This is a genomic window from Streptomyces malaysiense (assembly GCF_000980885.2).
GTDB lineage: Bacteria > Actinomycetota > Actinomycetes > Streptomycetales > Streptomycetaceae > Streptomyces > Streptomyces malaysiense.
On record NZ_LBDA02000020.1, the window covers coordinates 1 to 25646 of the forward strand.

The following is a 25646-nucleotide window of genomic DNA, read 5'->3' on the forward strand; positions in this document are numbered from 1 at the left end:
GCAGGAGTCCCCGCCCGGCATGGGCAGCGAACTCGGCCTCCCACCGCTCGTCCCAGCCGTAGCGGGCCAGCGGGTGCGACGAAGCGGAAGAAGCCGGAAAAGAGGAGGAATTCAAGGGGAACCCTTCACAAGGGCGGCCCCGGCCACGCGCACGTATGCGCTGCGAGAAAGGTCAGCCGGCGGCCCACGGCCATCGCCTCAAGCGGTGGCAGCGCCGCCACAACAGCACACACGCCAAGATCCGCCGCCTCGGCGAGCAGTCCATGGCCGCCCTGGAGTGCTGGCGCCTCCTACGGAAGCTCCGCTGCAGCACCAACCGCATCACAGCGACCGCCCAGGCCATCCTCGTCCTTCACCACGCTTCAGCGTGAGGTTGGAAAAGGCTCACCGAACAGGCAGAGGGGGCTGCGCTGCGCACCACGCAGCCCCATGCTCACGTCGGGCCAGGCCATATGGCTTTTGGCGGTGGTGTCTGTCACATCGTCATCTTGTGGCAGGGACGTGAGCCTCCATGGCGACACCTGTCGGGATGACGAACGTCACCTCTCAGTCGAAGTCAGCCCCTCCGTAGGAGAGGTGGGATCCCACGCTGGTGCAGTACGCGTAGGACGATATGCCACTGCCGAGCGGTTCCTCCTGGCCGTATACCTCTATTCCGTTTTGACATACGGCCCACGCGCGGAAATGCGTCTCATTAGAGTCCCACCCAGAGGAGCAATTGGCCCCGTAGGTGTTGCTGTCGTGCCAATACGTGCACTGCGGTTGCGAGGCACCGGCGGCTGCAGGAGTCGCGGCGGCTACTCCAAGTACGAGTGGAGCTGCAGCCACGGCGGCGACGGCAATTGCGCGGAACTTTCTCATTCAACTGCCCCTCGGTGAGGATGAATTGGAATTTTCGCCCGTCAGAGCGCGTAGCCTGAGATGACGGGATGTCACGTACCGCAGAAGTGGATCTTACACGCGTTCGGCGCACTCGCATGATGTCCAGCTCGTGATCACGCGAGCCCCAGGAGGGCGAGTGAGCGCTGCACCCTGCGGACGTTGCGCGCGGCCGACCGCGGTGCTTTCGGCGCCGCTCAGCCGCAGGGCGACGAACACGAGGTCAGCGCCAAGCAGTCATCGAACAGGGTGCGTTGTACGGCCCTGCCCCCGGATCGAGGGGACCGCGTTCAGCGGCCGCAGGAGATGGGTGATGGTCCTCCCGCATCCGCGAACGGTCTGACGCGCGAGGCCGCGACCCTGCTCGCAGCGTTCGCGCCATCCAGACTTCCCAGCTTCGCCGCCTCGATCCAGGCAAGCCCGGCAGCAGTCCGCTGTCCGGCCTCAGCCGCCTCCCGGCCGGCAGCGAGGAATTCCTGTATCTGCGCCGACTCGGATGCGGGCCTGGCCGAGGTCGTAAAAGGCTCCCGAGGGAAGTGCGTGGAGTGGTTCGCCGATCCAGCAGAAGTACCTCTCGTGCCAGGGCGCTTGCAAAGTCGCGGTGATCTCGTGGGTGTGCAGGTCACGGCGGTGTGACGATGCCGGGAGGGTGCGCGAGCGGACGCAGCGAAGCTCCGTTGCGGAGGTGATCTTGCCAAGTCGCCTGCGCCCAACGGAGTTTCGATGTGCCGTCAGTCTGCCACCGTCTGTCTGGTCAAGTCGCCCACCCGTCAGCACTGTGCGACGGGTCCGCCGGCCGAGCGGCTGGCCGCGCTGGCCGATCCGCGGTGCCGGCATGGGAAGCGTCGTCCCTTCGTGGCAATGCCGCTGATCGCCTGCTCCGCTGTGGTGACCGGGGCGAGTAGCTTCGCGGCGATGGACGAGTGGGCCACCGACGCCCCACAGGACGTTCTGGCCCGGCTCGGTGCCCGCACCGCGACCGCCCTGGCCGTGCGGGTCCTGCCCAGCGCCGCCGGGACATCGGACCGGTGGCCTCGCCGGACCGACGTCACCTGGCGGGCGGCCAATGCGCGGCGCGGCGCCGGCGCCGCCCACCGCGGCCGACGGGACCAGGGCCGAGACGGCCGGTCACCGGCGGAGCAGCGCGCACGCTCATGGCCGGTCAGGGCGCGGACGCCGTCCGGTCGAGCCGTCGCGTCGTCACCGCACGTGGCGCACAAGGCCGTTGCCGGGTGCACGCCGTCCTCGTGCCAGGCCGAGTAGGCGTTGTGGGGCGCGGCCGGCGCGAGGGCCGCGCCGAGGACTTCCCGCCAGATCGCGGCGGCCGGGCCCCTGTCCGCCGCCCCGCTGAGGCGGCGCAAGGCCGAGGGGGCGTCCGAGGCGTGCGTCCGGACTCCGGCGCTCGCGCGTCTCGTCGGGCGGGGCCGCGAACGGTCCGACCGGTTCCACGATCGCGGCTCTCAGGGGGCGGACCGGTCGCGGCCGCGATTTCGAGGAGCAGGGCACGGCCGCCGCGCCCGCCGAGTGAAGGCGCGGCCCTCGTGGCGGTCTTCGCGTCCGACTCGTCCGGTCGTTCCTGCCGTTCGGGGCCGGGTCCGGGGCGCGCCGGCGCGCGCGAGGCAAAACGGTGTCGAGTCCGTCGAGCGGCACCGGATCGGCTGTCGCGGGCGCCCCTTCGTCGAATCGGGCCGGGGGCGCACAGGGACGGGCTCTTGATTGACAACGCTGTCGTCCGTCATCCTGTAACGCGAATTTGAACGTTCGGTTTCCCGGGCGAGTCCGGTGAGTAAGCCATGACGGCAGCCACCTGGAATCATCACCGATCATGATCGATACCAGAGTGAATTGAGTCTTGGACGACCCGGGCGCCGGTGCTGGACTTGGCGCGTGACGGACCACGCGCGACGAACAGCCCCCACATGCGACGGTATATGGGAAGTAAATTTCTTCGACTAATGCGATGCAATGTGAGAGCGCCGTTCGATCGCCGCCCTCACCTTGCACTTCCCGCGCCGAAACCGCTAGCATCCGTTCCGCCTTCAGGGTCGCGGCCGGGCGAAGTGACTACACGATCGAGCGCCCCGAAGAATTCCGGGTTCGTTTCCATACGGACCTGTTGAAGCATCAATCAGGGCAACGGGGGACGGGGGAAATCGCCACCATGTGTCAGTTATCCATTGACACCGATATTTTTTTACGGTGCACGATGCAAACCTTCTTTCTCGCCCTCCCAGCCGCCAACTCGGACAGTCAACGGAGGAGACATGGTCACCAATCTCGATGTGACGCTGCGAGACGGGGGATACCGCAACAACTTCGGCTTCACGCTCGAATACGCCCTGGAGCACGCCCAGGAGAGCGTCGCGGCCGGTATCGAGTGGGTTGAGATCGGATACCGCAAGGGGTCCTTCCAGCCCAAGCCGGGCCTGGGGCTGACGGGCACGGGCTCCGACGAGTACATACGCGCCATGGCCGAGGTCATCCCGCCCGAGCGGATCTGCATGATCCTGCACCCGAAGAACATCGAGGACGACGACCTCACCCAGATGTTCGAGGCCGGTGTGCGGCTCGTACGGTTCTGCCTGCCGTCCACGACGCCCGAGCCCGGTCTCGCCGTGCTGCGCAAGGCCGCGGACCTCGGCTTCACCACCACCGTGAACATCACCCGCGTCAGCCAGCTCGACCGGCGCCGGCTCGTGGAACTCTCGGCGATGTCCGAGGACGCGGGCGCGGACGTGATCTATCTGGCGGACTCCAACGGCAGCCTGCTGCCGGACGAGGTCTCCCGCCTGGTCACCCTGGTGCGCTCGGTGACCGGCTCCGCCATCGGCCTGCACGCGCACAACAACCTGGGCCTGGCGCTGGCCAACTCCATCGCGGCGGTCGACGCGGGCGCCACCTGGATCGACTCCTCGGTCCTCGGCATGGGCAAGGGCCCCGGCAACCTGATCACCGAGCAGTGGCTCGCCTACCTGGGCCGCGCCGGGCGCACCGACCGGTACGACCTCGGGCGGATCCTCGCCCTGGCGCACCGCATGGAGTCCGAGATCGCCGAGGCGAGACCCTCGCTGCCGCTGCCCGACCTGGTGCTCGGCCACTTCGACCTCTCCGTCGAGGAGCGCGCCAAGCTGCCCGTGGACCACATGGGTGCCGCCTTCAGCGCCGCGCGCGAGCTGACCTCCCCGGTGGTCGCGGCATGACCTCGCCGGCCGTGGCACCGCCGCCGGCCCCGGTCGGCGTGCGCCTGGGCGAGCCGGACGCGCCCCGCACCGCCTGCGTGCTCGGGCCCGTCATGGCCCGCTGGGACCGGGGAGCCTTCTTCGAGCCCGTCGCCGGGGCACTGGTGACGACCGGTCACCGGGTGACGGTGTACGACACCCTGTCGCTGCTGCGCGACGGGGACGACCTCGCGGCCCTCGCCGACCGGTGGGCGGGGGTCCTGCGCACCGAGGAGCCCGACGTCCTGGTGGGCAACGCCCTGGGCGGCGCCGTCGTCCAGCACCTCCTCGACCGGTCCTGGACGCACCGGGCCGACGTCGTCCTGCTGTCCTCCCCCACGGTCGCCGACGGGGTGCTCGACGCGACCCTGGAGCGCATCGCGGCGGCCGTGGCCGAGCGGGGTACGGCCGACGCGCTCGACCTGCTGCACGAGGTGGTCCGCGGCCCGGTGGACCCCGCGCCCGTCCCCGCCCCGGCCGGCCCGCCCGACGCCCCCGACAGCGCGCGGGACGTCGCCGACGACCCGCTGTGCGGCCGGCGCCTGGCCACCGGCCTGCGCCTGCTGCACCGCGCCGATCTGCGAAGCCGCGTCGAGGCGTTCCCCGGCAGACTGCTGCACGTCTACGGCACCGAGTCGAACCTCGTGGGCGAGCGGCACCTCGCAACCGGCCCCGGGCACAGCGGCGTCGGCATCCCAGGGGCGGGCATGCGCCCCCACGCCGACCAGCCGGAGGCCACCCGGCGGGCCGTCGCCGCGTTCCTGGCACCACAGCAAAAGAAGAGGATCCATGACCAGTAAGACCGTCGCAGTACTTCCCGGCGATGGCATCGGCCCCGAAGTACTCGATGCGGCCCTCCCGGTGATCGACGCCCTCGGGCTGCCCATCACCCTCGAACACGGCGACATCGGCTGGGAGTTCTGGCGCACCGAGGGCACCCCGGTGCCGCAGCGCACCTGGGACCTGATCGGCCGCAGCGACGCGGTGCTGCTCGGCGCCACCACCAGCAAGCCGGGGCGCGAGGCCCTGGCCGACCTGGAACCGCACCTGCGCGAGCGGGCCCCGCAGTACGTGTCGCCGATCATCCAGCTGCGCCAGCGCCTCGACCTGTTCGCCAACCTGCGGCCGGTCGAGAGCTACCTGGGCGGCACCCCGTACCGCTTCTGCGTCGTGCGGGAGAACACCGAGGGCCTCTACGCGGGCCTCGACTGGGACCGGGTGCCCGAGGAGATGTGGCCGCTCGTCGCGGACCACCCCAACGCGAGGATCAGCGGCCGCGAGGCCACCACCGCGAGCGTGCGGATGCTCACCCGGCACGGCCTCGACCGCATCCTGCGCTTCGCCTTCGAGCACGCCCGCGCCCACGGGCACCCCCGGGTCACCCTCGCCGACAAGCCGAACGTGCTGCGGCAGAGCAGTGCCTACGCCCGCGAGCGTCTCGAGGAGATCGCCGCGGACTACCCGGAGATCGAGTACGAGATCCTCAACGTGGACGCCGTCGCGCTGTGGATGGCGCGCCGCCCGGAGCGCTTCGGTGTCATCGTCGCCGAGAACATGTTCGGCGACATCCTGTCCGACCTCGGCGGTGGTGTGATGGGCGGGCTCGGCCTCGCGCCCAGCGCCAACATCGGGGAGAACGGCAACTACTTCGAGCCGGTGCACGGCAGCGCCCCCGCGCTCGCCGGTACCGGCCGGGCCAACCCGATCGCCGCGTTCCTCACCGTCGGCCTGCTCCTCGAACACCTGGGCTTCGGCGAGGCCGCGGGCCAGGTGCGGGACGCGGTCTCGCACGTCACGCGCCGCCGGGACCGGGTGACGTACGACCTGGGCGGTTCGGCGACCACCGCGGAGTGCGCCGCGTCGGTGCTGGACGCCTGCCGTGCGGTGCCGCGCGCCCACACCGCGGCCGTCGTGACCGTCGGGGACGAGCTGCTGCGGGCCGTCCTGGAGGACAGCAACGCGGGCGAGGCGTCCCGCAGGCTGGCCGCCCGTGCCGTGCCGGTCCGGATCCGGCACACCGTCGGGGACGACGAGGCGGCGATCGCGGACGCCGTGCGCTCCTCCATCGGCCGCGACGACGTGGTCGTGGTGATGGGCGGTCTCGGTCCCACCTCGGACGACGTGACACGGGTCGGGGTCGCCCGCGCGGTCGGCAGCCCGCTGGAGCACCGCGAGGAGGCGTGGCGGGGCGTCGTCGAGCGGCTCACCCGCTTCGGGGTCGCCGTCCACGAGGACAACCGGCGCCAGGCGCTGTTCCCCGAGGGCGCCGAGCTGCTGCCCAACGCCAACGGCACCGCGTGGGGCTGCCGTCTCGACGTGCGCGGCACCACCGTGGTGATGCTCCCCGGCCCGCCGCGCGAGTGCCTGCCGATGCTCGACGCCTTCCTGCGCGACGGCATCGCCCACCTCCCCGAACCGGAGCCGGTCGCCACGGTGTTCCGCCGCACCCTCGGCGTCATCGAGGCGGACGCCGCCGCCGCGGTGGACGCCCTGGTGCGGGAGCTGGGGCTGCGGGTCAAGCCGGCCTACCGCTGGCACTACCCCTACGTGGACATCCGGATCGACTGCCCGCCCGAGAGCGCGGCGGAGCTGGCGAAGCGGCTGGACGACGCGCTCGGCGCGTACACCGTCACCGGCAGGGAGCGCACCGCCGTCCAGGAACTCGCCGAGCTGCTCGACACGCGCGGCCTCGCTCTGGTGGCCGACGACAAGGTCACCGGCGGCCGGTTCGCGGCCGAGCTGGCCGCCGAGCGGCGGCCGGCCGGGGACCAGGAGCCGTCCGGCCGGATGTCCGTGACGCTGGACGCGGCCTGGGACGGCGGCGGTCCGCAGGACCACACCGGCACCGTCCGCCTGCTGTGCACGGCGCACGAAGGGGCGCGGGAGCGCGCCGGCGAACTGACCGTCCCCAACCGGGGCCCCGAAGTCGTCGCGTACGCCGTGCAGTTCGCGGCCTGGACCATTGCCCGCCGCCTCGTGGAGGAGACCGCATGACCACCGTATCCGCCGACCCGCTGACCGACGCCGGTCTGCGCGCGCGCCTGGCCCGGCTGGACACGGCCGCCCTCTCCGACGCGATGGACAGCCTGCGGGCGGCGCCGTGCGTGCTGCCCGGCATCGCCGCCCGCACGCCCGGCGGCGTGGCCTTCGGGCCCGCGTTCACCCTGCGCTACCGGCCCATCGAGGACGACGGCGGGTTCCACAACGCCGCCAACTACATCGACGACGTGCCGCCCGGCTCGGTCGTGGTCGCGGACAACGGCGGCACCGGCGCCTGCACCAACTGGGGCTCCCTGCTCACCTCGGTGGCGCTGCGCCGGGGGATCGCGGGCACCGTCGTGCACGGGGCCGTGCGCGACGTACGGGAGACCCGCGAGGCCGGGTACCCGCTCTTCAGCACCGCCGTGACCATGGTCAGCGGCAAGAACCGGGTGGTGCTCGAACGCACCGGCGTCGACCTGGACATCGACGGCACCCCGGTCCGCCCCGGCGACCTGGTCTTCGCGGACGACAACGGGGCGCTGCGCATCCCCGCCGACCTGGTCGCCGAGGTCGTCCGCCGCGCCGAGGCGGTCGAACGGACCGAGCGGCGCATCCGGGAGGCCGCCGCGGACGGCACCCGGCTGGACGAGGCGCGGGCCCGCTACGGCTACGCCCGCCCGTGGGAGGACGGGGGTCACGATGACGCCCGCTGAGGCACGGCCCGCGGCCGGCGCCGGACAGGCGGCGTTCGTGGACGTCCACTACCACGTCGGCCCGGACGCCTACGTACGACGGCACACCGCCGTCACGGCCGGCGAACAGTACGCCCGGCTCGGCGGATGGGTGGTGCTGAAGAACCACCTGGGCTCCACCGCGGCCCAGGCCTGGGAGGCCCGTCAGCAGGGCCTGCCCGTCTCCGGATCGATCGTGCTCAACGACATCGCGGGCGGCCTCGACACCCGGGCGGTGGAGCAGGCCGTCGTCCAGCACGGCGAGGACAGCGGGCTGCGCCTGATCGTCCATCTGCCGACGGTGACCGGGCGGACCCACAAGAGCCGCCTGGCCCGTACCCCGGCGCACCCGCTGCTGGCCCGGGACGGGCTGCGGCCGCTCACCGTCACGGACGGGGAGGGCGGGCTCAGGGCGGAGGTGCGGGAGATCCTGCGGATGGCCCGGGACCTGCCGATCGTGATCTCCACCGGCCACGCCGACGGACGCGAGGTGGCGCTGCTGGTCGAGGAGGCGGTGCGGCTCGACGTACCGCGGGTGATGCTCAACCAGCCGGCCAACCCGATGACCGGTCTGACCTGCGCCGATCTTCTGGACATCGCGTCGGCGGAACAGGTCTGGGCAGAACAGACGGCGCTGACGTACCTGCTGGGCTACCAGGACTGGGACGACTTCTCCGCCGTCCTCGCCAAGGTGCCGCGCGCGGTCTACAGCTCCGACCTGGGGCAGACCTCCCAGATGGACATCGGGGAGTGGACGACGCACAGCCGGGACTGGTTCGAGAAGGCCGGTCTCGACGAGGGCCGGGTCACGGAGGTCGTGCGCGACGCGCCGCTGAGGATGCTCAGCCTGTAGGACGGCCGGGACGACCGTGCGCCGGCGCCCCGGGAGGGACCAGGGTCAGGGTCCCTCCCGGGGCGCTTCGCGCCGTGCGCGCGGCCCCCCGGCCGGCGCGGGTCAGACGGAACCCATCGTCTTCCGGCGGACCCGCGCCGCCGTCTCGGTGAGCAGTTCCAGGCGCATCGGGTCGGCGTTCTCCGGCAGCGCGAGGAACATGCGCATGGTGATGGGCTCCCCGTCCAGCGGAAGCAGCGCGATCCGGCGCGAGGAGACCGTGTCGGCCGCCGTCGGGTACATCAGGGTCCAGCCGTCGCCGCTCGCGCCGATCTCGGCGAGGGTGTCCTGGAATCCCGTGAAGGGCGCGCCGAAGGTGGGTTCGAAACCGGCCTTTCGGCACGCGGCGACGACGGCGTCGTGGAGCACGGGGTTCTCGGCGCGGGCGGCGATGCGCAGCGGAACTCCGGCCAGGTCGGCGAGGTTCAGGCTCTCGCGGCCGGAAAGCGGGTGCGCGGCGGGGAGGGCGGCCACCAGCGGGTCGTGCCAGAGGGTGAGCAGCCGCAGTCCGGGGGCGCTTTCGACGCCCCGCACGAAGGCGGCGTCCAGCCGGCCGGCCCGCACCTCCTCCAGGCGGTTGTGGGCGGCGAGGGTCTGGAACTCGAAGCGGGTGCCGGACCCGGCGCCGGGCAGCGCGTCCAGGAAGTCGTCCAGGCGCTCGCCCAGGGCGGAGCTGATCCCGACGCGGAAGGTGGCGTCCTTCTGGGCGGCCAGCCGCTGGGCCTTGGCGGCGAAGGAGTCCAGCGCCTTCAGCAGTTCGCGGCCCTCGGGCAGCAGGGCCTGGCCGGCCGCGGTGAGCGTGACCGTGCGGCTGGAACGGTCGAAGAGCTGGGTGCGCAGTTCCCGTTCCAGCCGGCGCACCTGCTGGCTGACCGCGGGCTGGCCGATGTGCAGTCGCTGCGCCGCCCTGCCGAAATGCAGTTCCTCCGCGACGGCGACGAAGTACTGGATCTGGCGCAGTTCCACAGGACCCCCCAATCCTCGACGGGCGGCCCTGTGATGGAAAGGCAGAACATCCATGTTGATGAATAGATCAATACAGATTTCGGGGTCGCCGCAGAGGAATCCTCGCACATCCGGCAGCGGCACCCGTACGCGTCCGCGCCGCGCGGGTGCCGCTGCCGTCGGTCGTACGGCCCGGTGGGGCCCTATTCCATGGCGGCTTCCTGGAGGTCCGCGGCCGGGCGGTCGGCCGGGCGTTCTCCGCCGCCGCGCGCCGGGGCGGGCGCGGGCGCGGCCGTACGGGAGGCGAGCGACAGGAACAGGGCGAAGGCGCAGATGCCCAGCACCGCGGCGGCCAGCACGAACCAGCCGAGGGCGAGCAGATCACCGGCGGGCAGCCGGCTGGACAGGTAGATGCCCAGCGACGCGGAGAGCAGCTGGAGCGCGCCCATCAGGCCGGACGCCGAACCGGCGGTCGAGCGGAAGGTGGTCACGCCCGCGCTCATCGACAGCGGCAGCAGGAAGCCGTTGCCGAACGTCATCACCGGCATGAAGACCAGCACCAGCAGACCCCAGCGGCCGCCGGCCCCGCTGAGCCCGAGGCCCAGCATCATCAGCGCGCCCACGAGGAAGAACCCGTAGCCCGTCCACAGCAGCCGGTTGACGGACCGCGTGCGGACCAGGGAGCGCGAGGTGAGGTTGCCGGCGACATAGGCGAGCGAGACGGTGATGTAGCAGTAGCTGGTGGTCTCGGTGGCCAGCCGCATCTTCTCGAACACCAGCGGGGAGGCCGCCAGGTAGCCGAAGTAACCGCCGTACGCCACGCACAGGTTGACGGTGTAGGCCCAGAACAGCGGGCGGGACAGCAGCTTCGGGTAGCTCCTGAGGGTGGCGCCGAGGTGCTTGCTGCGCCGCTCCGGCGGCAGGCTCTCGGGGATCGCGGTGACCATCGCGACCAGGGTCACCAGGCCGATCACCGCGGTGACCACGAACGGCGCGCGCCAGGAGACGTAGGTCGTCAGGTAGCCGCCGATCAGCGGGGCCACGGACGGGGAGACACCGACGATCGGCATGACCGTGGCGAACATCCGGGCCGCGTCCTTCTCCTCGTACAGGTCGCTGATCACGGCCCGGCCGAGCACCATGCCGGAGCCGGCACCGAGCGCCTGGAGGAGCCGGCTCGCGCCGAACACCTCGACCGTGGGTGCCGCGGCGCACGCCAGGGAGGCGAGGACGAACAGGCCGAGTCCGGAGACGATGACGCGCTTACGGCCGTACGCGTCGGATATGGGCCCGTAGACCGCCTGCGAGACCGCGATGCCGATCATGAACGCGCTGAACGTCCACTGCACCGACGCGACCGGGGTGTGGAAGGCGTGGGCGGTGGCCGGCACGCCGGGCAGGTTGATGTCGGAGGCGAACAGGCCACCCGCGTTCAGCGAGGACAGGACGGCGAGCAACAGCGCGTAGGGGGTGCGTGTCGATGCGGGCTTCATGGCCGTGGCAACTTCCTTGGTCAGGGCTTGAGTCGGTGAGGAACTCAGCGGGCGGAACCGCCGCCGGGCGCTCGCCGCCCGCCGCGGAGCCCGCGCCGCCGTGCCGTCGACCGAAAGGGGAAGCCGTTCCCGGGCGAAACGGGGGATGTTCGCCCGGGAACGGCGGCTCGGGTGTCGGCCCCTGGATTCAGCGCTTGGCGGCGCGCGCGGCCAGCGTCTCGCCGGCGATGGACCAGCTGTCGGTGCCGATCTCCTGCACGGTCACCCAGACGCTCTCCGGCTTGCTGCCGGTGGCCTTGACGTACGCGTCGGTCAGCTCACGGACCAGCTCGGCCTTCTGCTCGGCGGTCTTGCCGGGGGTCTGCTGCACGTGGATGAGAGGCATTGCGTTCTCCTGGATCGAGGTCGCGCCGATGGCGCACGGTCCACGGCCGGTTCGGCCGGGATCCGCCGTGGACCCAGTCCAGCACCGCACCGGGGGCCGTCCAAGACGCAATCCGCTCTGAGAACGATCATGATTTGTGATACGTCCAGGTGGGGCGGCCGTACGACGCATCGTCAGGTAGAGACCAGTCACCGCCGGGCAGGTGCCCGAGCGACGGAAGGGAAGGGCCCTACGCGCAGCGCCGGCCGTCGAGCGTGAAGGCGTCCGGGGCGCGGTCGGCGCTCGTCCAGGTGCCGGTGAAGCCGAAGGACACGGCGGTGCGGGCCGGGACGTCCCCGTCGTACTCGGCGGCGGTGGCGGTGACCCGCGAGCCGTCCTGCCGGACGGTGGCGCCCCACGCCTGGCCGATCCGCCGGCCGTCCGGGAACGCCCAGTCGACCCGCCACCCGTCGAGGGGCCGCTCGGCGGTGACGGTGACGGTGGCCTGGAAGCCGCCGGGCCACTGGCCGACGAGGTCGTAGGCGACCCGGCAGGCGGACGGCGGGCCGGCCGGGGGGACCGGGACGCCCACCGGGCCGCGGGCCGGCGAGGAGAGGCCCCTGGACGGGGAGTCGGGGGTGGGCGCGGGCTCCGCGCGGCCCGGCTTCCGGCCGCTCGGCCCGGCGGGTACGCGGGGGGAGGCGGACGGGGACGCCGGCTCCGGCCCGGGGATCGGCTCGCGGTCGGACGTCGGCGCCGGGGAGGAGCCCGCGGTGCCGGGGCGGGCGCTGGTACGGCCGCCGCTTGGGACGGTTCCGTCACCGGGCGCGCCGGTGCCGTCGGGCGCCATGGTGTCGTCGCGGGTGGCGGCGGTGTCGTCCCGGGCGGTGAGGGAATCCGCGCCCGGACCGCCGTACGGCATGAGCGAGGCGCCCAGCGCCATCGCCGACAGCAGCAGGGCGGTGGCGAACATCCCGCCCCCGCGCAGCAGCCGCCGGAACCCCGCGCGCTCCTCGGGTTCACCCCTCGGGGGCGCATCCGCGCGGCCGGTCCCGAGCCGCGCCGCGGCGGACCGCCGGCGCCGCTCCACGTAGTCGAGGCCGCCCCAGCCGAGCACCCCGCCCGCCAGCACGGCGGCCAGCCCGGCGCCCTCGGGCTCCGGAGCGTCACCCCGCGCGCGCTGCCAGCACTCCCAAAACAGCGCCCGCACCCGGTCGAGTTCGGCGCGCCCGGTGGCCGGATCCAGACCGAGCCGGTGCGCCGCCGCGGGCAGTGGCAGGGCCTCCACCTCGGCAAGCCAGAGCAGCGCCGCGTCCGTCCCGCCGAGGTCGCGCAGGGCCCGCAGCACCGGCGGGTGGGCGCGGGGCGAACCGGTGAGCCGGGACGCCTCGGGCGATGCCAGCCACTGGGGCAGGCCGGGGGCGAGCAGCCGGCCCCGGCCCGCGGCCGACCAGTCGGCGGCCGTGGCGCGGACGGCGGTGAGCAGGGCCGGGATCGTCGGCAGCCGCGCGGGGCGGCGGCCCGCGCCGCGCACATGGGTGCGTCCGGCGGCGCGGATCTCACGCATGCCGAGGGTGAACGCCTCGGTGGCCAGCCGGTGGGCGGTGGCGGAACCGGAGGCGCACAGGGCGGCGTACGAGAGCACCGCGTCCCAGGACTCCGAGAACAGCGCGGCCTCGGTGTCGTCCTGGAGGGTCGGCAGGTCGGGCATGGAACTCCTGCATCACGGGCGAGGTCAACTCACCACTGGGACGACGGAGTTGGCATAAACCTCGCGGAACCGAGCCTTTCACGGGCCCGGCCCCGCTGACAAGCGGCCCGTGCGCGAGCGGTCACGCACAGTCACGGTTCAGGCCTTGGCCGACTCCTCGTCCCCGGCCGGGTCCCGGGCGGGGAGGCTGTCCATGAAGGAGCTGACCGAGAAGACCGCGCGGCCGGGTCCGGGCGGGCCGTAGCCGGGCGGGGAGGACAGCCCGAAGTCCTCCATCGTCTGCCGGTATGCCTGGAGCAGCCGGATGTGGTACTCCAGCGGCGCGCCCTGCGGATTGGCCTTGCCGAGCGGGGTGGTCGGCTCCGGGCACCAGGTGGTGAAGCGGGGCGTGATCCCGTGCGACATGAAGAAGCGCAGGCCCTCGGTGGTGGACGCGATCGCCTCGTCGACGGTCGTGAAGCCGAAGGGCTCCGCCATCTCCACGCCCGCCACGAAGTTGGGGATCACATTGCGCGCGCCGAAGATCTCGGCGGAGTCCAGGATCCGCTTGTGCCACTCGTCGCGGCCGACGTAGCGCTCCTTGCCGGGGCAGTACAGCTCGAACAGCCGGCGGTCCCACACCTCGAAGTTGGGGTGGTAGATCTGGACGCCGTAGTCCTTGAACCGCTGTACGTCGTCCTTGGGCAGCGCCTGGGCGACGACCTTGCCGATCCAGCGGCCCGGGAAGCGCTCCTCGATGGCCTTGGCGTAGTGGCCGTAGAAGTCGGCCTCGTCGCGCCCGGCGACCGTCTTGGTGATGGCGCCGCCGGTGAGCGTGTAGGCGGTGGACGCCTTCTGGGTGTCGTACCGGTCGATGATCTCCAGGGCTTCCAGGACCTCTTCCACGTCCTTGACGCCCGTGTACGGCCGCCCCGCCGCCTTGTGCTGGCGCCAGTTGTGGTTGATGTCGCAGTACTGGCACTCCTCCTTGGCGCCGAAGTACTGGCAGACCCGGAAGACGGTCAGGTAGATCAGGTAGCCCCACTGGATGGTGGGCGCGACCTCCATCACGGACTTCCCGTTGGAGAGGGTGTGCCGGTAGTACTCCGGCATCGGCGGCACCCCGACGTCGGCGATGCGCCTGCCGTCGAGGTAGAGGCCGAGCACTCCCCCGTCGTCGGCGGCGACCCGGTAGGGGGAGGCGGGGTTCACCCGTACGGAGACGACCGTACGGCGCAGGTCGTACGGTCCGCCGGTGAGGATGATCTCCTCCGGGGGCCGGCGCAGCGCGGCCTCGCCCAGCTCGGGCAGGGTGCCGTGGTCGAAGGAGAAGATGAAGTAGGACTTCGGTTTGACGTCCCCGCCCTCGTTGTCGCTGAGGGCGGATTTGTCGAAGGCGACACCGCCGCGGAGCAGGTCCTCCTTGAAGACGGCTTCCCGCGGAACATGCGGGAAGCGCTCCATCAGATCCTCGACCAGTGCGGTGCGCGTGCCCATCCGTATGTCTCCTCCCGGCTCAGGCGTACCGCCCAACCGTATGCCCCCTTCTCGGGCGGAGCGGTGCCGGGTCCCGCGGGCGCGTCCGGGAGGGGGCTGCTGCCGGGGGCCCGCGAGCGGGCTCGGGCCGTCCGGTGGTGGACGTACGGCACCTTCCCGGCCGCCACGGTGGGCAGGGCCCGCGGACGCTCGGGCGGGACGGGCCCTCCGGGCCGGGTGCGGCGCGGGCTGCGAGCGGTGCCTGCCGTGGGCCGCGGCGGAGAAGAGGCCCGACGGACCCGCCGCCCCGGCGAGAGGACCGGCGGCATGAGGGAGACTGCGGCCGACCGGGCCCGCACCATCGCCTACGACGCGAAGGAGTACCGGCGCCCGGCGTCGCTCGACGGGCTGCGCGCCCTGGTGTCCGCCGCGGCGAAGGTGCGGGTCCCGGGCAGCGGGCGCTCCTTCGACCGGATCGCCGACCCCGGCCCGGACGGCGTGCTGCTGTCGACGGCGGACTGGCACCGGTGATCGAGGTGGACACGGCGGCGCGGACGGCGCGGGTCCCGGGCGGCGTCCGCTACGCCGAGCCGGCCCGCGCGGTGCACGCCCACGGCTTCGCCCTGCTGGATTTCGAGGCGGTCGCCGGATCCGCCTACAGCGTCAGTGTGTTCACGGACTGGCGGGAGCCTGGTTTCCGGGAGGTGTGGGTCGAGCGGCGCACCGACCGGCCGGCCGAGCAGTTGGACGCCACCGCCCATCGCACGGACCTGGTGCCGGGCGAAACGGTCCGGGTCGATCCGGACCACGCCCGGCACGGCATGGGCTCCCAGCCCTGCGGCCCCGGACCACTGCCCCGCTGCCGGCCGCACGCGCGGCCCGCGGAGTTCTCCTTCGTCCTCACCCCCGATCCGGGCACCGCCTGAATTCGCAGGCCCCGGGGGCGGGCCGGGACGTACTGTCGGCCGGTCAGGACGATCGGCGCCCGGACCTCGGACGCCGGCCCCGGAGAGGATGGACGATGACCGAGACGGCGGACGACGGCCGCGACCACTATGACGTCACGGGCGAGGGCCCCGTGCTGTTGCTGCTGCCGGGCGGCGCCGGGCATCCGATGGGGCTCGGGCCGCTGGTCGAGGCCCTGGCCGGGCGGTTCACCGTGGTGACGTACGACCCACTGGGGCTCGCCCACGGCCGGCTCGGCCTGCCGGTGCCGGAGCAGCGGGTGGCCGACTGGAGCGAGGGGGCGCACCGGGTGCTGGAGGCGGTGCTGCCCGAGGGCGGGTCGGCCTACGCGTTCGGCACCAGCTCGGGCGGTGTCGCGGTGCTCGACCTGCTCGCGCGGCATCCGGAGCGGCTGGCGCGTGTGGTCGCGCACGAGCCGCCGTGCGTCACCGTGCTCCCGGACGGTGCGGAGCGGCGCGCCGAGCTGCTCGGGCAGCTGGAGGACGGTGAACGGCCGCCCGCCGAGGGCGAGTCGGCGACCCCGATGGGGGTCTTCCTGGCCCGGGTGCTGCGCCCCTTCACCGCGTACACGCCGCCGCTCGCACCGGTCGCGGCCCCGCGCCTCACGCTCGTCGCGGGCACCGACTCACGTGGTCAGCTCCTGCACCGTACGACCGAGTTCCTGGCCGGGCGGCTCGGCGCGGCGTTCACGGAGTTCCCCGGCGGGCACCTGGGCACGCTTGATCACCCGGTGGAGTTCGCGGAGCTGCTGGCCGGGACGCTGCGCTCCAGCGCGCGGACCTCGTCGTAGGAGGGGGTCGTGCCGCCCGGCGCCCGCCCGGCGGCGATGTCCGTCATGGCGTCCAGGGCCGCGCCCAGCGCCCTGCGGTACAGCAGGGAACCCAGGCTGATCCGGGCCACGCCCAGCTCGGCGAGGCGGGGGACGGTGGGTCCGGCGGGCGAGTGGAGGATGTTGAGGGGGACGCCGAGGCACCGCACGAGACCGGCGATGCGGGCCGGATCGGTGAGACCGGGCACGAACACGCCGTCCGCGCCCGCCCGTTGGTAGGCGTCCAGGCGGCGCAGGGTGTCCTTCTCGTCGCCGTCCCCCGACCAGTACGTGTCGGTCCGGGCGTTGACGAACATCCCCGGTACGGCGGCCTTGACGGCGTGGATCTTCGCGGCGAGCAGCTCGCTCGCCCCGAGCCCGTCCTCCAGATTGACGCCGACCGCGCCGACGGCCCACAACTCGGCTGCCAGCCCGGCCACTTCCTCCGGGTCGTCGCCGAAGCCGCCCTCGGCGTCCACCGACAGGTGGTACGGCTCGGAGCCGAGCGCCAGGGCGAGCCGCACCGTGTGCTCCCGGGTCGCCGCCGCCCCGTCGGGCAGCCCGGCACCCGCGGCCACCGCGAGGCTCGACGTGGCGATCGCGGGGAAGCCACGGGCGGCCAGGGCGGCGGCCGAGGCGTGATCCCAGGCGTTGGGCAGCAGCAGCGGCTCGCCGGGGCGGTGCAGCGCGGCGAAGGAGGTTCCCCTGAGGTCTGCGGTCATGCGGCCACGCTAGCCCCGGGCCGTTTCGGCGCGGACCGAAACGTGTGCGGGCCCCGGCGTTCCCGCCCAGCCCCTGGACACACCCGCCCGTCGCCCACCCGGTGGACTAGCGTCACCGTCATGACCGGCAACACCCCCGCCCCCGCCCTCGCCGCGGCCCTCGCCGCCGGGACCGTCGTACTCGACGGCGGGCTGTCCAACCAGCTGGAATCCGCCGGGCACGACCTGGGCGACGAGCTGTGGTCGGCGCGGCTGCTCGCCGAGCGGCCGGAAGCGATCACCGAGGCGCACCTCGCCTACTACCTGGCGGGCGCGAGCGTGGCGATCACCGCCAGCTACCAGGCCACCTTCGAGGGCTTCGCCCGGCGCGGCGTCGACCGCCCGGCGGCGGGACGCCTGCTCGCTCTGAGCGTCCGGCTGGCCCGGGAGGCGGCCCGGCGGGCCCGGGACGCCGGCGTGGAGCGCCCGTTGTGGGTGGCCGCCTCGGCCGGACCGTACGGCGCGATGCTCGCGGACGGCTCCGAGTACCGGGGGCGCTACGGACTCGGCGTGGCCGAACTGGAACGCTTCCACCGGCCCCGTCTCGAAGCTCTGGCCGCCGCCGCGCCGGACGTCCTGGCCCTGGAGACCGTCCCGGACACCGACGAGGCGACCGCGCTGCTGCGGGCGGTGCGCGGCCTGGGGGTCCCGGCCTGGCTGTCGTACACGATCGACGGCCCGCGCACCCGCGCGGGCCAGTCCCTGGAGCGGGCCTTCGCGCTCGCCGCCGACGCGGACGAGATCATCGCGGTGGGAGTGAACTGCTGTGCCCCCGGGGACGCGGGCCCCGCCGTCGGCCTCGCCGCCCACGTCACCGGCAAACCGGTCGTCGTCTACCCCAACAGCGGCGAGTCCTGGCAGCCCGCCGCCCGCTCCTGGACCGGGCCCGCCACCTTCACCCCCGCCCAGGTCACGTCCTGGCGCGACGGCGGCGCGCGCCTGATCGGCGGCTGCTGCCGGGTGGGCCCGCGGAGCATCGCCTCGATCGCGCGGACGCTTCGGACGGAACCGGTCTGAGCGGCCGCCGCCGGGCGGGCCGGCCTCAGCGCCGCCGCGCCCCCACCGAGCGGCGCAGCCGGCGCATGGCGGAGGCCAGTTCGGCGCCGGGGGCGCGGGGGACGGAGGCGGGACGGGACGGCGGGGTGCGGGGGTTGACGGACCAGAGGGCGTACTCGGCGTCGCGGGGGCCGTGGGCGGTGTACGCCGCGCCGTCGCCGAAGACACGGACGGGGTGCGTGGGGTTCCAGGACTCCCAGCCGGGGTCGCCGGTGCTCGCGAAGCGCACCCAGGCGCCGTGCATCTCGTCGCACAGGCCGTGCGGGGCGCCCTCTCCGGCCAGTTTCTGGGATTCCGGGATGTCGCCGGAGTCGAACACGAAGCCGAGTTCCAGGGCGTGGCAGGCGCCCAGGCCGGGGCGCAGGGAGGGCCAGGCGAACTCGTAGAGATGGCTGGTGGCGGGGCGGGCGTCGGCGAGGCGGTGCAGCGGGACGCGCAGGATGTGGTCGGTGACCATCTGGCCGACGATCTCGGCGGCGCCCGCGTCCGGACGCAGGGCCCGGTAGCCGCGCGGTATCTCGTGGCCCGCGTGACAGCGGGCCATGGCTCCGGCGACGGCGACGGCCCCGAGCCGGTCGATGTGCTCCAGCAGTCCTCCGGGCACCAGCCACAGCCGGTACTCGTCCCGGGTCCAGCCCATCAGCAGGTCCACGCCCTGGGCGGTGTCGCCGTCGACCAGGGCGCGCAGCGGGTCGCGGGGCACCAGGTCGCCGTCCACGACGATGCCGAACGCCGGTCCGCCGAGCACCGGGCTGGAGAGCCGGCCGACCTCGGCCTGGGTGCGCAGCAGCAGTTCGCGGTCCACGGCGGCGAAGGCGGCGGCGGTCGCCGGGATCTTCAGCCGGGTGGCCATCCGGCGCACCATCCGGCGCACCTTGTCCCGCTCGGAGACCTCCGGCGGGCCGCTCTGGAGCACCGCGCGGCGGATCAGGCCGTCGGTGTGCGGCGAGGCGAGCAGGACGCCCGCGCTGATCGCGCCGGCCGACTGTCCGCCCAGGGTGATCCGGTCCGGGTCGCCGCCGAACACCTCGATCGTCTCGTGCACCCAGCGCAGCGCGGCGAGCTGGTCGCGCAGTCCGGGGTTGGGCGGTGCGTCCGGGAACAGTCCGTAGCCCTCGATGCCCAGCCGGTAGTTGACCGAGACACAGACGACTCCGTCGCGGGCGAAGGTGCGGCCGTCGTAGACCGGGACGGCCGAGGAGCCCCTGGTCAGGGCGCCGCCGTGGAGCCACACCAGGACGGGCAGCCGGGCGCCGGGGGCCGGTTCCGGCGTCCAGACGTTGAGGTTGAGGCAGTCGTCGCCGGGGATCGCGGGGTCGCAGAGGTACTGGGCGAACGCCTCGGAGTACGACGGTTTCGGCGCGGTCGGGCCGAATCGGGCCGCTTCCCGCACACCGTCCCAGGGCTCGGGCGGCTCGGGCGGCCGGAAGCGGCGGGGCCCGACGGGCGGCGCGGCGTACGGGATGCCCCGGAACACGGCGACGCCGCGCTCGTAGCGGCCGCGTACGGCGCCGTGGGGGGTTCGGACCACCGGGCCCGTCGGGTCTGCCGTCATCACCCACCAGCCCTTCACCGTCATGCACCCTTCATATTCAGAGCACCACAGGACCCTGGTGTATTCCGGTGCACAGACCTCCGGCTGGGCCGTTCGGCCCACCGGGGTGCCTCCCGCACCGGGGGCCGGGACCGACGAGGGCCGGGCGCCCCCTCGCGGGGGGGGATACCCGGCCCTCGCCGCCCCGAGCACGCGGCCCGCGTCTGCCGGCCGGCCGCGTGAGCGCGCGCCCTCTTCTCAGCCCCTCTCCTCAGGCGGTCTCTGAGGCCCTCTCCCCAGGCACCTCAGTCCTCGTCCGGTGCCGGAGGATTGCCGAGGAGCGCCTCGATCGCGTCCACCGCGCTGCCGTCGTGGTCACTGCCCGCGTCGCCCTTGCCGGTCTGCACGTTGGCCGTGCGGTCGACCTCCAGCCAGGAGTCGGCGTGCGAGTTGTCGACCACCGTGACCAGGCTGTTGTCCGCGAGTGCCGGGGCGGCGCCCGCGCCGAGGAAGGCCGCGGCGAGCGCGGCCGCCGTACCGATACGGGCGGCCCTCACACGCCCGCGCTCTCCGGGACGAGCCGGTCGCGGGCGATGTTGCGCTCCAGCAGGGTGGTGGAGGCCCGCACCCCGATCCCGCTCGCCGGGTCCACCACGGGCAGCCGGCCGTCGGCGGCCTTCAGCCCGGTGAGCGCCGAGTCCATCGCCTCGTGCGCGGCGAACAGGCACGGCGTGCTGTAGATGGCGACGTCCACCCCGAGGTCGGAGAGCTCGCCGAGGGAGAGGCGGGGCGACTTGCCGCCCGCGATCTGGTTGAACAGCAGCGGCTTGCCGCCGACGACCTCGCGGATCCGCTTGATCCACTCCACGCTGCGCACCCCGTCGACCAGCACCACGTCCGCGTCGGTCGCGGCGAGCCGCTCGGCGCGGTGCAGGATGTCGTGCTCGTCGGTCGCGTCGGTGCGGGCGACGACGACCAGATCCGTGCGGGTCTCCAGGACCTGGTTCAGCTTCTCCAGGTACTCCTCCAGCGGGAGCACCTGCTTGCCGTCGGCGTGACCGCAGCGGCGGGGCCGCTTCTGGTCCTCCAGGATCACCCCGGAGGCACCGATGCGCTCCAGGTGCTCGACGACGTGGCAGGCGACCTCGGGGTCGACGTACCCGTCGTCGATGTCCACGAGGAGGTGGTGGTGCGGGAAGGCGCCCCGCAGCCGCTGGACGAAGGCCACCATGTCGGGCCAGGCGATGAATCCGATGTCCGGCAGGCCGTAGTACGAGGCGGCGAAGCCGAATCCGGAGACGAACATCCCGTCGTAGTGCTTGGCCGCGATCGACGCCGAGTACATGTCGTAGACGCCGATCAGCGGTGTGGTCCCGGGCCCGGCGATGCGGTCGCGCAGCTTCTTACCGTGGGTCAAGGTCCGGCTCCTTCTGTGGGTACGACACGGCGGCGGAGGCCGCCGCCTCTCACTGCCCTTTACCAATCCAAGAGCATCTCTAGGTACTCACATTGACTTGCCATGACGCCAGCTTTACTCACTGGAATGGCGCAATCCGTTCACCGCAGAAACGTCACTGGAGGAGCCGAACCGCCCAACCGTTCACCCGTCCGAGTGAGCGAGGAAAGTCCGGATCACGGCAGGTGGAGCACGCGCCGGTGGGGGTGCGGCGGCGCGGCCGCGCGCACCCGGCGTAGCCGTCCGTACCCGGTGCGGGCCGCCGCGCGCACCCCGGCGAAGCCGCCCCCGCCGCCGCGTGGCCGGCGAGCCGGCCGAGGGTCCGTACCGCGACGACGTCGGCCGGAACGGAGTCGTGCCGGTCCCCGGCGGTGGGCGCGCACGGGCGGAGGGGCGGGAGCACGCGATGACCTGAAGAGGCGGGTCCGCGGCAACCGGCGCGCATGTCACGGCCGATGGGCGCCGACCCCGGGTGACGGCCTTGAACGGGGCGGCCGTTGACCGTAGCCTCCCACGGGGTGAACGCCATTCCCGCGCATCTGGACCACCTCGTCCTCGCCACCCCCGATCTGGCCGCGTCCGTCGCCGAGTTCGCGCGGCGCACCGGGGTGACCCCCGCGCCCGGCGGAGCGCACCCCGGCCACGGCACCCGGAACCACCTGGTGGGGCTCGGCGGCCGGGCCTATCTGGAGATCGTCGGCCCGGACCCGGACCAGCCCGCGCCGGCCGGTGAACAGCCCTTCGGTGTCGGCCGGTTGCCCGGACCGCGCGTACTGACCTGGGCGATCAGCCCGCCGGACCTGGACGGGACGATCGCGGCCGCCCGTGCGCGGGGCTACGACCCGGGGCCCGCGCACCCGATGAGCCGCCGCACCCCGGACGGCGAGCTGCTGCGGTGGCGGCTGACCGGCAGCGAGCAGGCTCACCCCTCGGGCCTGGTGCCGTTCCTGATCGACTGGGGCGGCTCGCGCCACCCCGCCGACTCGGGCCTGCCGGTCACCCCGCTGCTGGAGGTGTCCGCGACCGTGCCGGGACCGGACGAGGTGCGCGGCCCGCTGGCGGCCCTGGGCACCGGGCTCGACCTCGCCGAGGGGCCGGTGGCGCTCCGCTTCACCGTGGACACGCCCCGGGGCCCGGTCACCTTCGGCTGACCGCGACACGCTCGCGTCACCACTGGCGGTGCGGGGTCCCGCCGTTCCCGTTCCCGTTCCCGTTCCCGTTCCTGTTGCTGCCGTTGCCGTTGCCGTGACCGCTGCCGTTGCCGTCGGTGCTGTCGCCCACGGCGTGGGGGCCGCCGCCGTCGGCCTGGTCCCCGTTCCCGTTCAGCTCCTTGTGCGGCTCCCGCCGGTGCGCCCCATGGCCGCCGCGCGCGTGCCCCCGCAGCCGCGAGGTGACGTCCTCCGGCGGCAGGAAGCGCGACCAGCGCTCGGGGAACTCGGACGGCATGTCCGGGTCGTCGGGGTCGTCCGGGAAGTCCTCCCCGGCCGCCCTGGCCCGCGCGACGTACTCGGCGACCTGTGCCTGGCGCACCCGCTCGTTGGCCTCGCGCGCGGCGGCCGTGGCGGCGGCCGGCCAGACCCGGTCGATCGCGGCGTTGACCGCCGCGCCGACCAGCACGGCGAAGGCGGACACCCCGATCCACAGCATGACGGCGACGGAGGCGGCGAGGGAGCCGTAGATCGTGGCGCCCTCGATGGTGTGCACGAGGTAGATGCGCAGCAGGAAGCTGCCGAGGACCCACATGGCGAGGGCGACCAGCGCGCCGGGCACGTCCTCGATCCACGGCGAGCGCACCGGCACGGACACGTGGTAGAGCGTGGTCAGGAAGACGACGGACAGGACGATGACGACCGGCCAGTACAGGACCTGTACGAGCGTCTCCGACCAGGGCACCACCCGTACCACCGCGTCCGGGCCCGCGACCATCAGCGGCAGCGCCACCGAGCCGATCAGCAGGGCGACGATGAACAGCACGAAGGACATGATCCGGGTGCGGACGATGCCCCGGACACCGTCGAGGCCGTACATGACGGTGATGGTGTCGATGAAGACGTTCACCGCGCGGGAGCCCGACCACAGGGCGAACAGGAAGCCGAGGGAGATGACGTCGGGCCGGCCGCCCTTTATGACGTCGTGCAGGATCGGTTCGGTGATCTCCTTGACGCCCTTGTCGGACAGGACGGTCCGGGAGGCGTCGAGGAGGTTGGTCTCCAGGCTGCCGATCGTGTGCGCGCCGGTCCAGGTGTCGACGTAGGCGAGCAGCCCGATGAGGCAGAGCAGCAGCGGGGGAACGGACAGCAGGGTGAAGAACGCGGCCTCGGCGGCGAGGCCGAGGATGCGGTACTCCATGCAGGAGTTGACGGTGTCCTTGAGCAGCAGCCAGGCGGTCCTGCGCTTGGACACGTTCCGGTAGAGAGCGCGGGCCCGGTGGAACCGTCCGACCGGCCGTTCGGGGGAATCACTTGCTGGCTGCACGACCCAAAGGTATCCGCAGCGAGCGCCCCCGCTCACCTCGCGGGGCGTTCCGGCGGCCGCCCGCGCGCGAGCCGCACACCGCTGTCCCGGTTCCTCCCGCCGCCCCGGCTCCCGTGTCACCCTGGAGGCCCGCACCGCCGCCGTTCCGGGTAGGTTCGCAGTCATGGCAGGCTTCTCCACCCACACCGTGACGAACCAGCCGCCCCCGCAGGCCGGCCACGACCTCTTCGCCACCGACCGTGCGCTGGTGGACGCCGTCGAACGGCACACGCCGGACGAGCTGCTCGGCGAGGTGCGCGCGGAGCTGTCCGCGCTGGGGCTGGCCGGCGGCTCGGCGCAGCTCCAGGAGTGGGGCAGGCAGGCGAACGAGCAACCGCCCCGGCTCCGCACCCACGACCGGTACGGCCACCGGATCGACGAGGTGGAGTTCCACCCCGCCTGGCACCGGCTGCTCGGCAAGGGCGTCTCGGCCGGACTGACCGGAGCCTGGGCCCGGCCCGCCGGCCATGTGCGCAGGGCGGCCGGGTTCCTGCTGTGGAACCAGGTCGAGGCGGGCACCTGCTGCCCGCTGTCCATGACCCACGCGGCCGTGCCCGCGCTGCGCGCCGATCCCGCGCTCGCCGCACTCTGGGAGCCGCGGGCGACCTCCACGGTGTACGACCCCGAGCTGCGGCCCGCAGCGCGCAAGCCCGGCGCGCTGATCGGGATGGGCATGACGGAGAAGCAGGGCGGCAGCGACGTCCGCGCGAACAGCACCCGGGCGCGTCCGCTCGCGGAGGAGGGCACCTACGCGCTCACCGGGCACAAGTGGTTCTGCTCCGCCCCGATGTCGGACGCCTTCCTGGTGCTGGCGCAGGCGCCCGAGGGCCTGACCTGCTTCCTGGTGCCCCGCGTCCTGGAGGACGGCACCCGCAACGTCTTCCTGCTCCAGCGGCTCAAGGACAAGCTGGGCAACCGGTCCAACGCCTCCGCCGAGGTCGAGTTCGACGGCACCTGGGCGCGCCGGGTCGGCGAGGAGGGGCGCGGAGTGCGCACCATCATCGGGATGGTCTCGGCCACCCGGCTGGACTGCGCGCTCGGCTCGGCGGGCCTGATGCGGCAGGCGGTGGCGCGGGCGGTGCACCACTGCGCGTACCGCGAGGCGTTCGGCGGGCGGCTGCTGGACAAGCCGCTGATGCGCAACGTGCTCGCGGATCTCGCGCTGGAGTCGGAGGCGGCGACCGCGCTGGCGCTGCGGCTGGCGGCGGCGTACGACGACGGGGGCGAGCGGGAGCGCGCCTTCCTGCGGCTCGCGGTGCCGGCCGCCAAGTACTGGATCACCAAGCGGTGCGCGCCCGTCGTGGTCGAGGCCGCCGAGTGCCTGGGCGGCAACGGGTACGTGGAGGAGTCGGGGATGCCCCGGCTGGTGCGCGAGTCGCCGCTCAACTCCGTGTGGGAGGGCGCCGGTAACGTGCAGGCGCTCGATGTGCTGCGGGCGCTCCGGCGGGAGCCGGGGGCGCTGGACGCGTGCCTCACCGAGATCGGGCGGGCGCACGGCGCCGACCACCGGCTGGACCGCGCGGTGAAGGACCTCTTCGGCGAACTCGCCGACCTGGAGGGCGCGGAGGGCCGGGCGCGACGGCTGGCGGAGCGGCTCGCGGTGGTGCTCCAGGGCTCGTTGCTGGTGCGGCACGCGCCGCCGGAGGTCGCGGACGCCTTCTGCGCCTCCCGGCTCGGCGGCGACCACGGCGGGACGTTCGGGACGCTGCCCGGGGCCCTGGACCTGGCGTCGGTGGTGGAGCGGGCACGGCCGGTCCCCTGAGTCGCCCCGCTCTCGGTGACGCCGGACGCCCTGGCCGAAAACCGCCGGTGACCGGCCAGGGGTGGTGCTGCGCCGACACGGCACCACCCCCGCCACACGGGCCGCCTCGGCCCGTGGAC

The 25646-nt window shown here is 73.4% G+C and carries 21 protein-coding genes and 1 pseudogene; 12 read left to right on the top strand and 10 right to left on the bottom strand.

What is annotated here, in order from left to right; translation table 11 throughout:
- Positions 1-209: 209 nt before the first annotated feature.
- The 6 genes and pseudogenes from VT52_RS38685 to VT52_RS10845 all read left to right on the top strand — a co-directional run.
- Positions 210-371: pseudogene (locus VT52_RS38685) on the top strand (IS5/IS1182 family transposase); the annotation flags it as partial.
- A gap of 2772 nt (positions 372-3143) precedes the next feature.
- Complete coding sequence (locus tag VT52_RS10825; RefSeq protein WP_046419201.1) at positions 3144-4079, top strand: beta/alpha barrel domain-containing protein; 936 nt, start codon at positions 3144-3146, stop codon at positions 4077-4079.
- Positions 4076-4897 carry an alpha/beta fold hydrolase gene (locus VT52_RS10830; protein WP_046419202.1) on the top strand — a complete coding sequence of 274 codons (822 nt, stop codon included), beginning with the start codon at positions 4076-4078 and terminating at the stop codon, positions 4895-4897. Before VT52_RS10825 ends, VT52_RS10830 begins: the two co-directional genes overlap by 4 nt.
- Positions 4887-7091 (top strand): isocitrate/isopropylmalate family dehydrogenase, encoded by a 2205-nt coding sequence (locus tag VT52_RS10835; protein WP_046419204.1) that lies wholly within the window; start codon positions 4887-4889, stop codon positions 7089-7091. The genes VT52_RS10830 and VT52_RS10835 overlap by 11 nt, the downstream gene beginning before the upstream one ends.
- A complete protein-coding gene (locus VT52_RS10840; RefSeq protein ID WP_046419207.1) occupies positions 7088-7792 on the top strand; it encodes an RraA family protein in 705 nt (234 codons plus the stop codon). Before VT52_RS10835 ends, VT52_RS10840 begins: the two co-directional genes overlap by 4 nt.
- A complete protein-coding gene (locus VT52_RS10845; RefSeq protein ID WP_046419209.1) occupies positions 7779-8663 on the top strand; it encodes a DUF6282 family protein in 885 nt (294 codons plus the stop codon). The genes VT52_RS10840 and VT52_RS10845 overlap by 14 nt, the downstream gene beginning before the upstream one ends.
- Positions 8664-8765: 102 nt before the next feature.
- Here VT52_RS10845 and VT52_RS10850 read toward each other — a convergent pair whose 3' ends face one another.
- The 5 genes from VT52_RS10850 to VT52_RS10870 form a co-directional block, all read right to left on the bottom strand.
- A complete protein-coding gene (locus tag VT52_RS10850) occupies positions 8766-9668 on the bottom strand; it encodes a LysR family transcriptional regulator (RefSeq protein ID WP_046419212.1) in 903 nt (300 codons plus the stop codon).
- A gap of 182 nt (positions 9669-9850) precedes the next feature.
- Positions 9851-11140, bottom strand: coding sequence for a multidrug effflux MFS transporter (locus VT52_RS10855; protein ID WP_079174977.1), 1290 nt, complete (start codon positions 11138-11140; stop codon positions 9851-9853).
- A gap of 187 nt (positions 11141-11327) precedes the next feature.
- Positions 11328-11525, bottom strand: a complete 198-nt coding sequence (locus VT52_RS10860; protein WP_031050342.1) for a tautomerase family protein — start codon at positions 11523-11525, stop codon at positions 11328-11330.
- Positions 11526-11754: 229 nt separating this feature from the next.
- The gene (locus VT52_RS10865; RefSeq protein WP_046419216.1) at positions 11755-13215 is read right to left on the bottom strand and encodes a cellulose-binding domain-containing protein; all 1461 of its coding nucleotides are present in this window, start codon (positions 13213-13215) and stop codon (positions 11755-11757) included.
- 138 nt (positions 13216-13353) lie between these two features.
- Positions 13354-14691 (bottom strand): radical SAM protein, encoded by a 1338-nt coding sequence (locus tag VT52_RS10870; protein ID WP_046419218.1) that lies wholly within the window; start codon positions 14689-14691, stop codon positions 13354-13356.
- A 306-nt stretch (positions 14692-14997) separates the two neighbouring features.
- Between VT52_RS10870 and VT52_RS39675 the strand changes: the two genes are divergently transcribed.
- The 3 genes from VT52_RS39675 (at position 14998) to VT52_RS10885 (ending at position 16426) form a co-directional block, all read left to right on the top strand.
- A complete protein-coding gene (locus VT52_RS39675; protein ID WP_053055463.1) occupies positions 14998-15201 on the top strand; it encodes a hypothetical protein in 204 nt (67 codons plus the stop codon).
- A complete protein-coding gene (locus tag VT52_RS39680) occupies positions 15198-15596 on the top strand; it encodes a beta-galactosidase small subunit-related protein (protein ID WP_053055464.1) in 399 nt (132 codons plus the stop codon). The genes VT52_RS39675 and VT52_RS39680 overlap by 4 nt, the downstream gene beginning before the upstream one ends.
- 95 nt (positions 15597-15691) lie before the next feature.
- Complete coding sequence (locus VT52_RS10885; RefSeq protein ID WP_046419222.1) at positions 15692-16426, top strand: alpha/beta fold hydrolase; 735 nt, start codon at positions 15692-15694, stop codon at positions 16424-16426.
- Here the strand turns inward: VT52_RS10885 and VT52_RS10890 are convergent.
- Positions 16360-17166 carry an isocitrate lyase/PEP mutase family protein gene (locus tag VT52_RS10890; RefSeq protein WP_046419224.1) on the bottom strand — a complete coding sequence of 269 codons (807 nt, stop codon included), beginning with the start codon at positions 17164-17166 and terminating at the stop codon, positions 16360-16362. The two genes, VT52_RS10885 and VT52_RS10890, sit on opposite strands and share 67 nt — an antisense overlap.
- 120 nt (positions 17167-17286) lie before the next feature.
- On the opposite strand from VT52_RS10890, the gene mmuM reads away from it, so the two are divergent.
- The gene (gene mmuM, locus VT52_RS10895) at positions 17287-18222 is read left to right on the top strand and encodes a homocysteine S-methyltransferase (protein ID WP_046419226.1); all 936 of its coding nucleotides are present in this window, start codon (positions 17287-17289) and stop codon (positions 18220-18222) included.
- A 25-nt stretch (positions 18223-18247) separates the two neighbouring features.
- On the opposite strand, the gene VT52_RS10900 is transcribed toward mmuM, so the two are convergent.
- From VT52_RS10900 to VT52_RS10910, 3 genes are all read right to left on the bottom strand, one after another.
- Positions 18248-19816 carry a carboxylesterase/lipase family protein gene (locus VT52_RS10900; protein WP_206306488.1) on the bottom strand — a complete coding sequence of 523 codons (1569 nt, stop codon included), beginning with the start codon at positions 19814-19816 and terminating at the stop codon, positions 18248-18250.
- Positions 19817-20100: 284 nt separating this feature from the next.
- Complete coding sequence (locus VT52_RS10905) at positions 20101-20352, bottom strand: hypothetical protein (RefSeq protein WP_206306485.1); 252 nt, start codon at positions 20350-20352, stop codon at positions 20101-20103.
- The gene (locus tag VT52_RS10910) at positions 20349-21212 is read right to left on the bottom strand and encodes an isocitrate lyase/PEP mutase family protein (RefSeq protein ID WP_046419228.1); all 864 of its coding nucleotides are present in this window, start codon (positions 21210-21212) and stop codon (positions 20349-20351) included. Before VT52_RS10910 ends, VT52_RS10905 begins: the two co-directional genes overlap by 4 nt.
- Before the next feature lie 557 nt (positions 21213-21769).
- Here VT52_RS10910 and VT52_RS10915 point away from each other — a divergent pair.
- Complete coding sequence (locus VT52_RS10915; protein WP_046419231.1) at positions 21770-22402, top strand: VOC family protein; 633 nt, start codon at positions 21770-21772, stop codon at positions 22400-22402.
- Between the two features lie 16 nt (positions 22403-22418).
- On the opposite strand, the gene VT52_RS10920 is transcribed toward VT52_RS10915, so the two are convergent.
- Entirely contained in the window at positions 22419-23726 is a 1308-nt protein-coding gene (locus tag VT52_RS10920; protein WP_240509711.1) for a YihY/virulence factor BrkB family protein, read from the bottom strand.
- 163 nt (positions 23727-23889) lie between these two features.
- Between VT52_RS10920 and VT52_RS10925 the strand changes: the two genes are divergently transcribed.
- Positions 23890-25527 (top strand): acyl-CoA dehydrogenase family protein, encoded by a 1638-nt coding sequence (locus VT52_RS10925; RefSeq protein ID WP_046419233.1) that lies wholly within the window; start codon positions 23890-23892, stop codon positions 25525-25527.
- Positions 25528-25646: the final 119 nt, after the last annotated feature.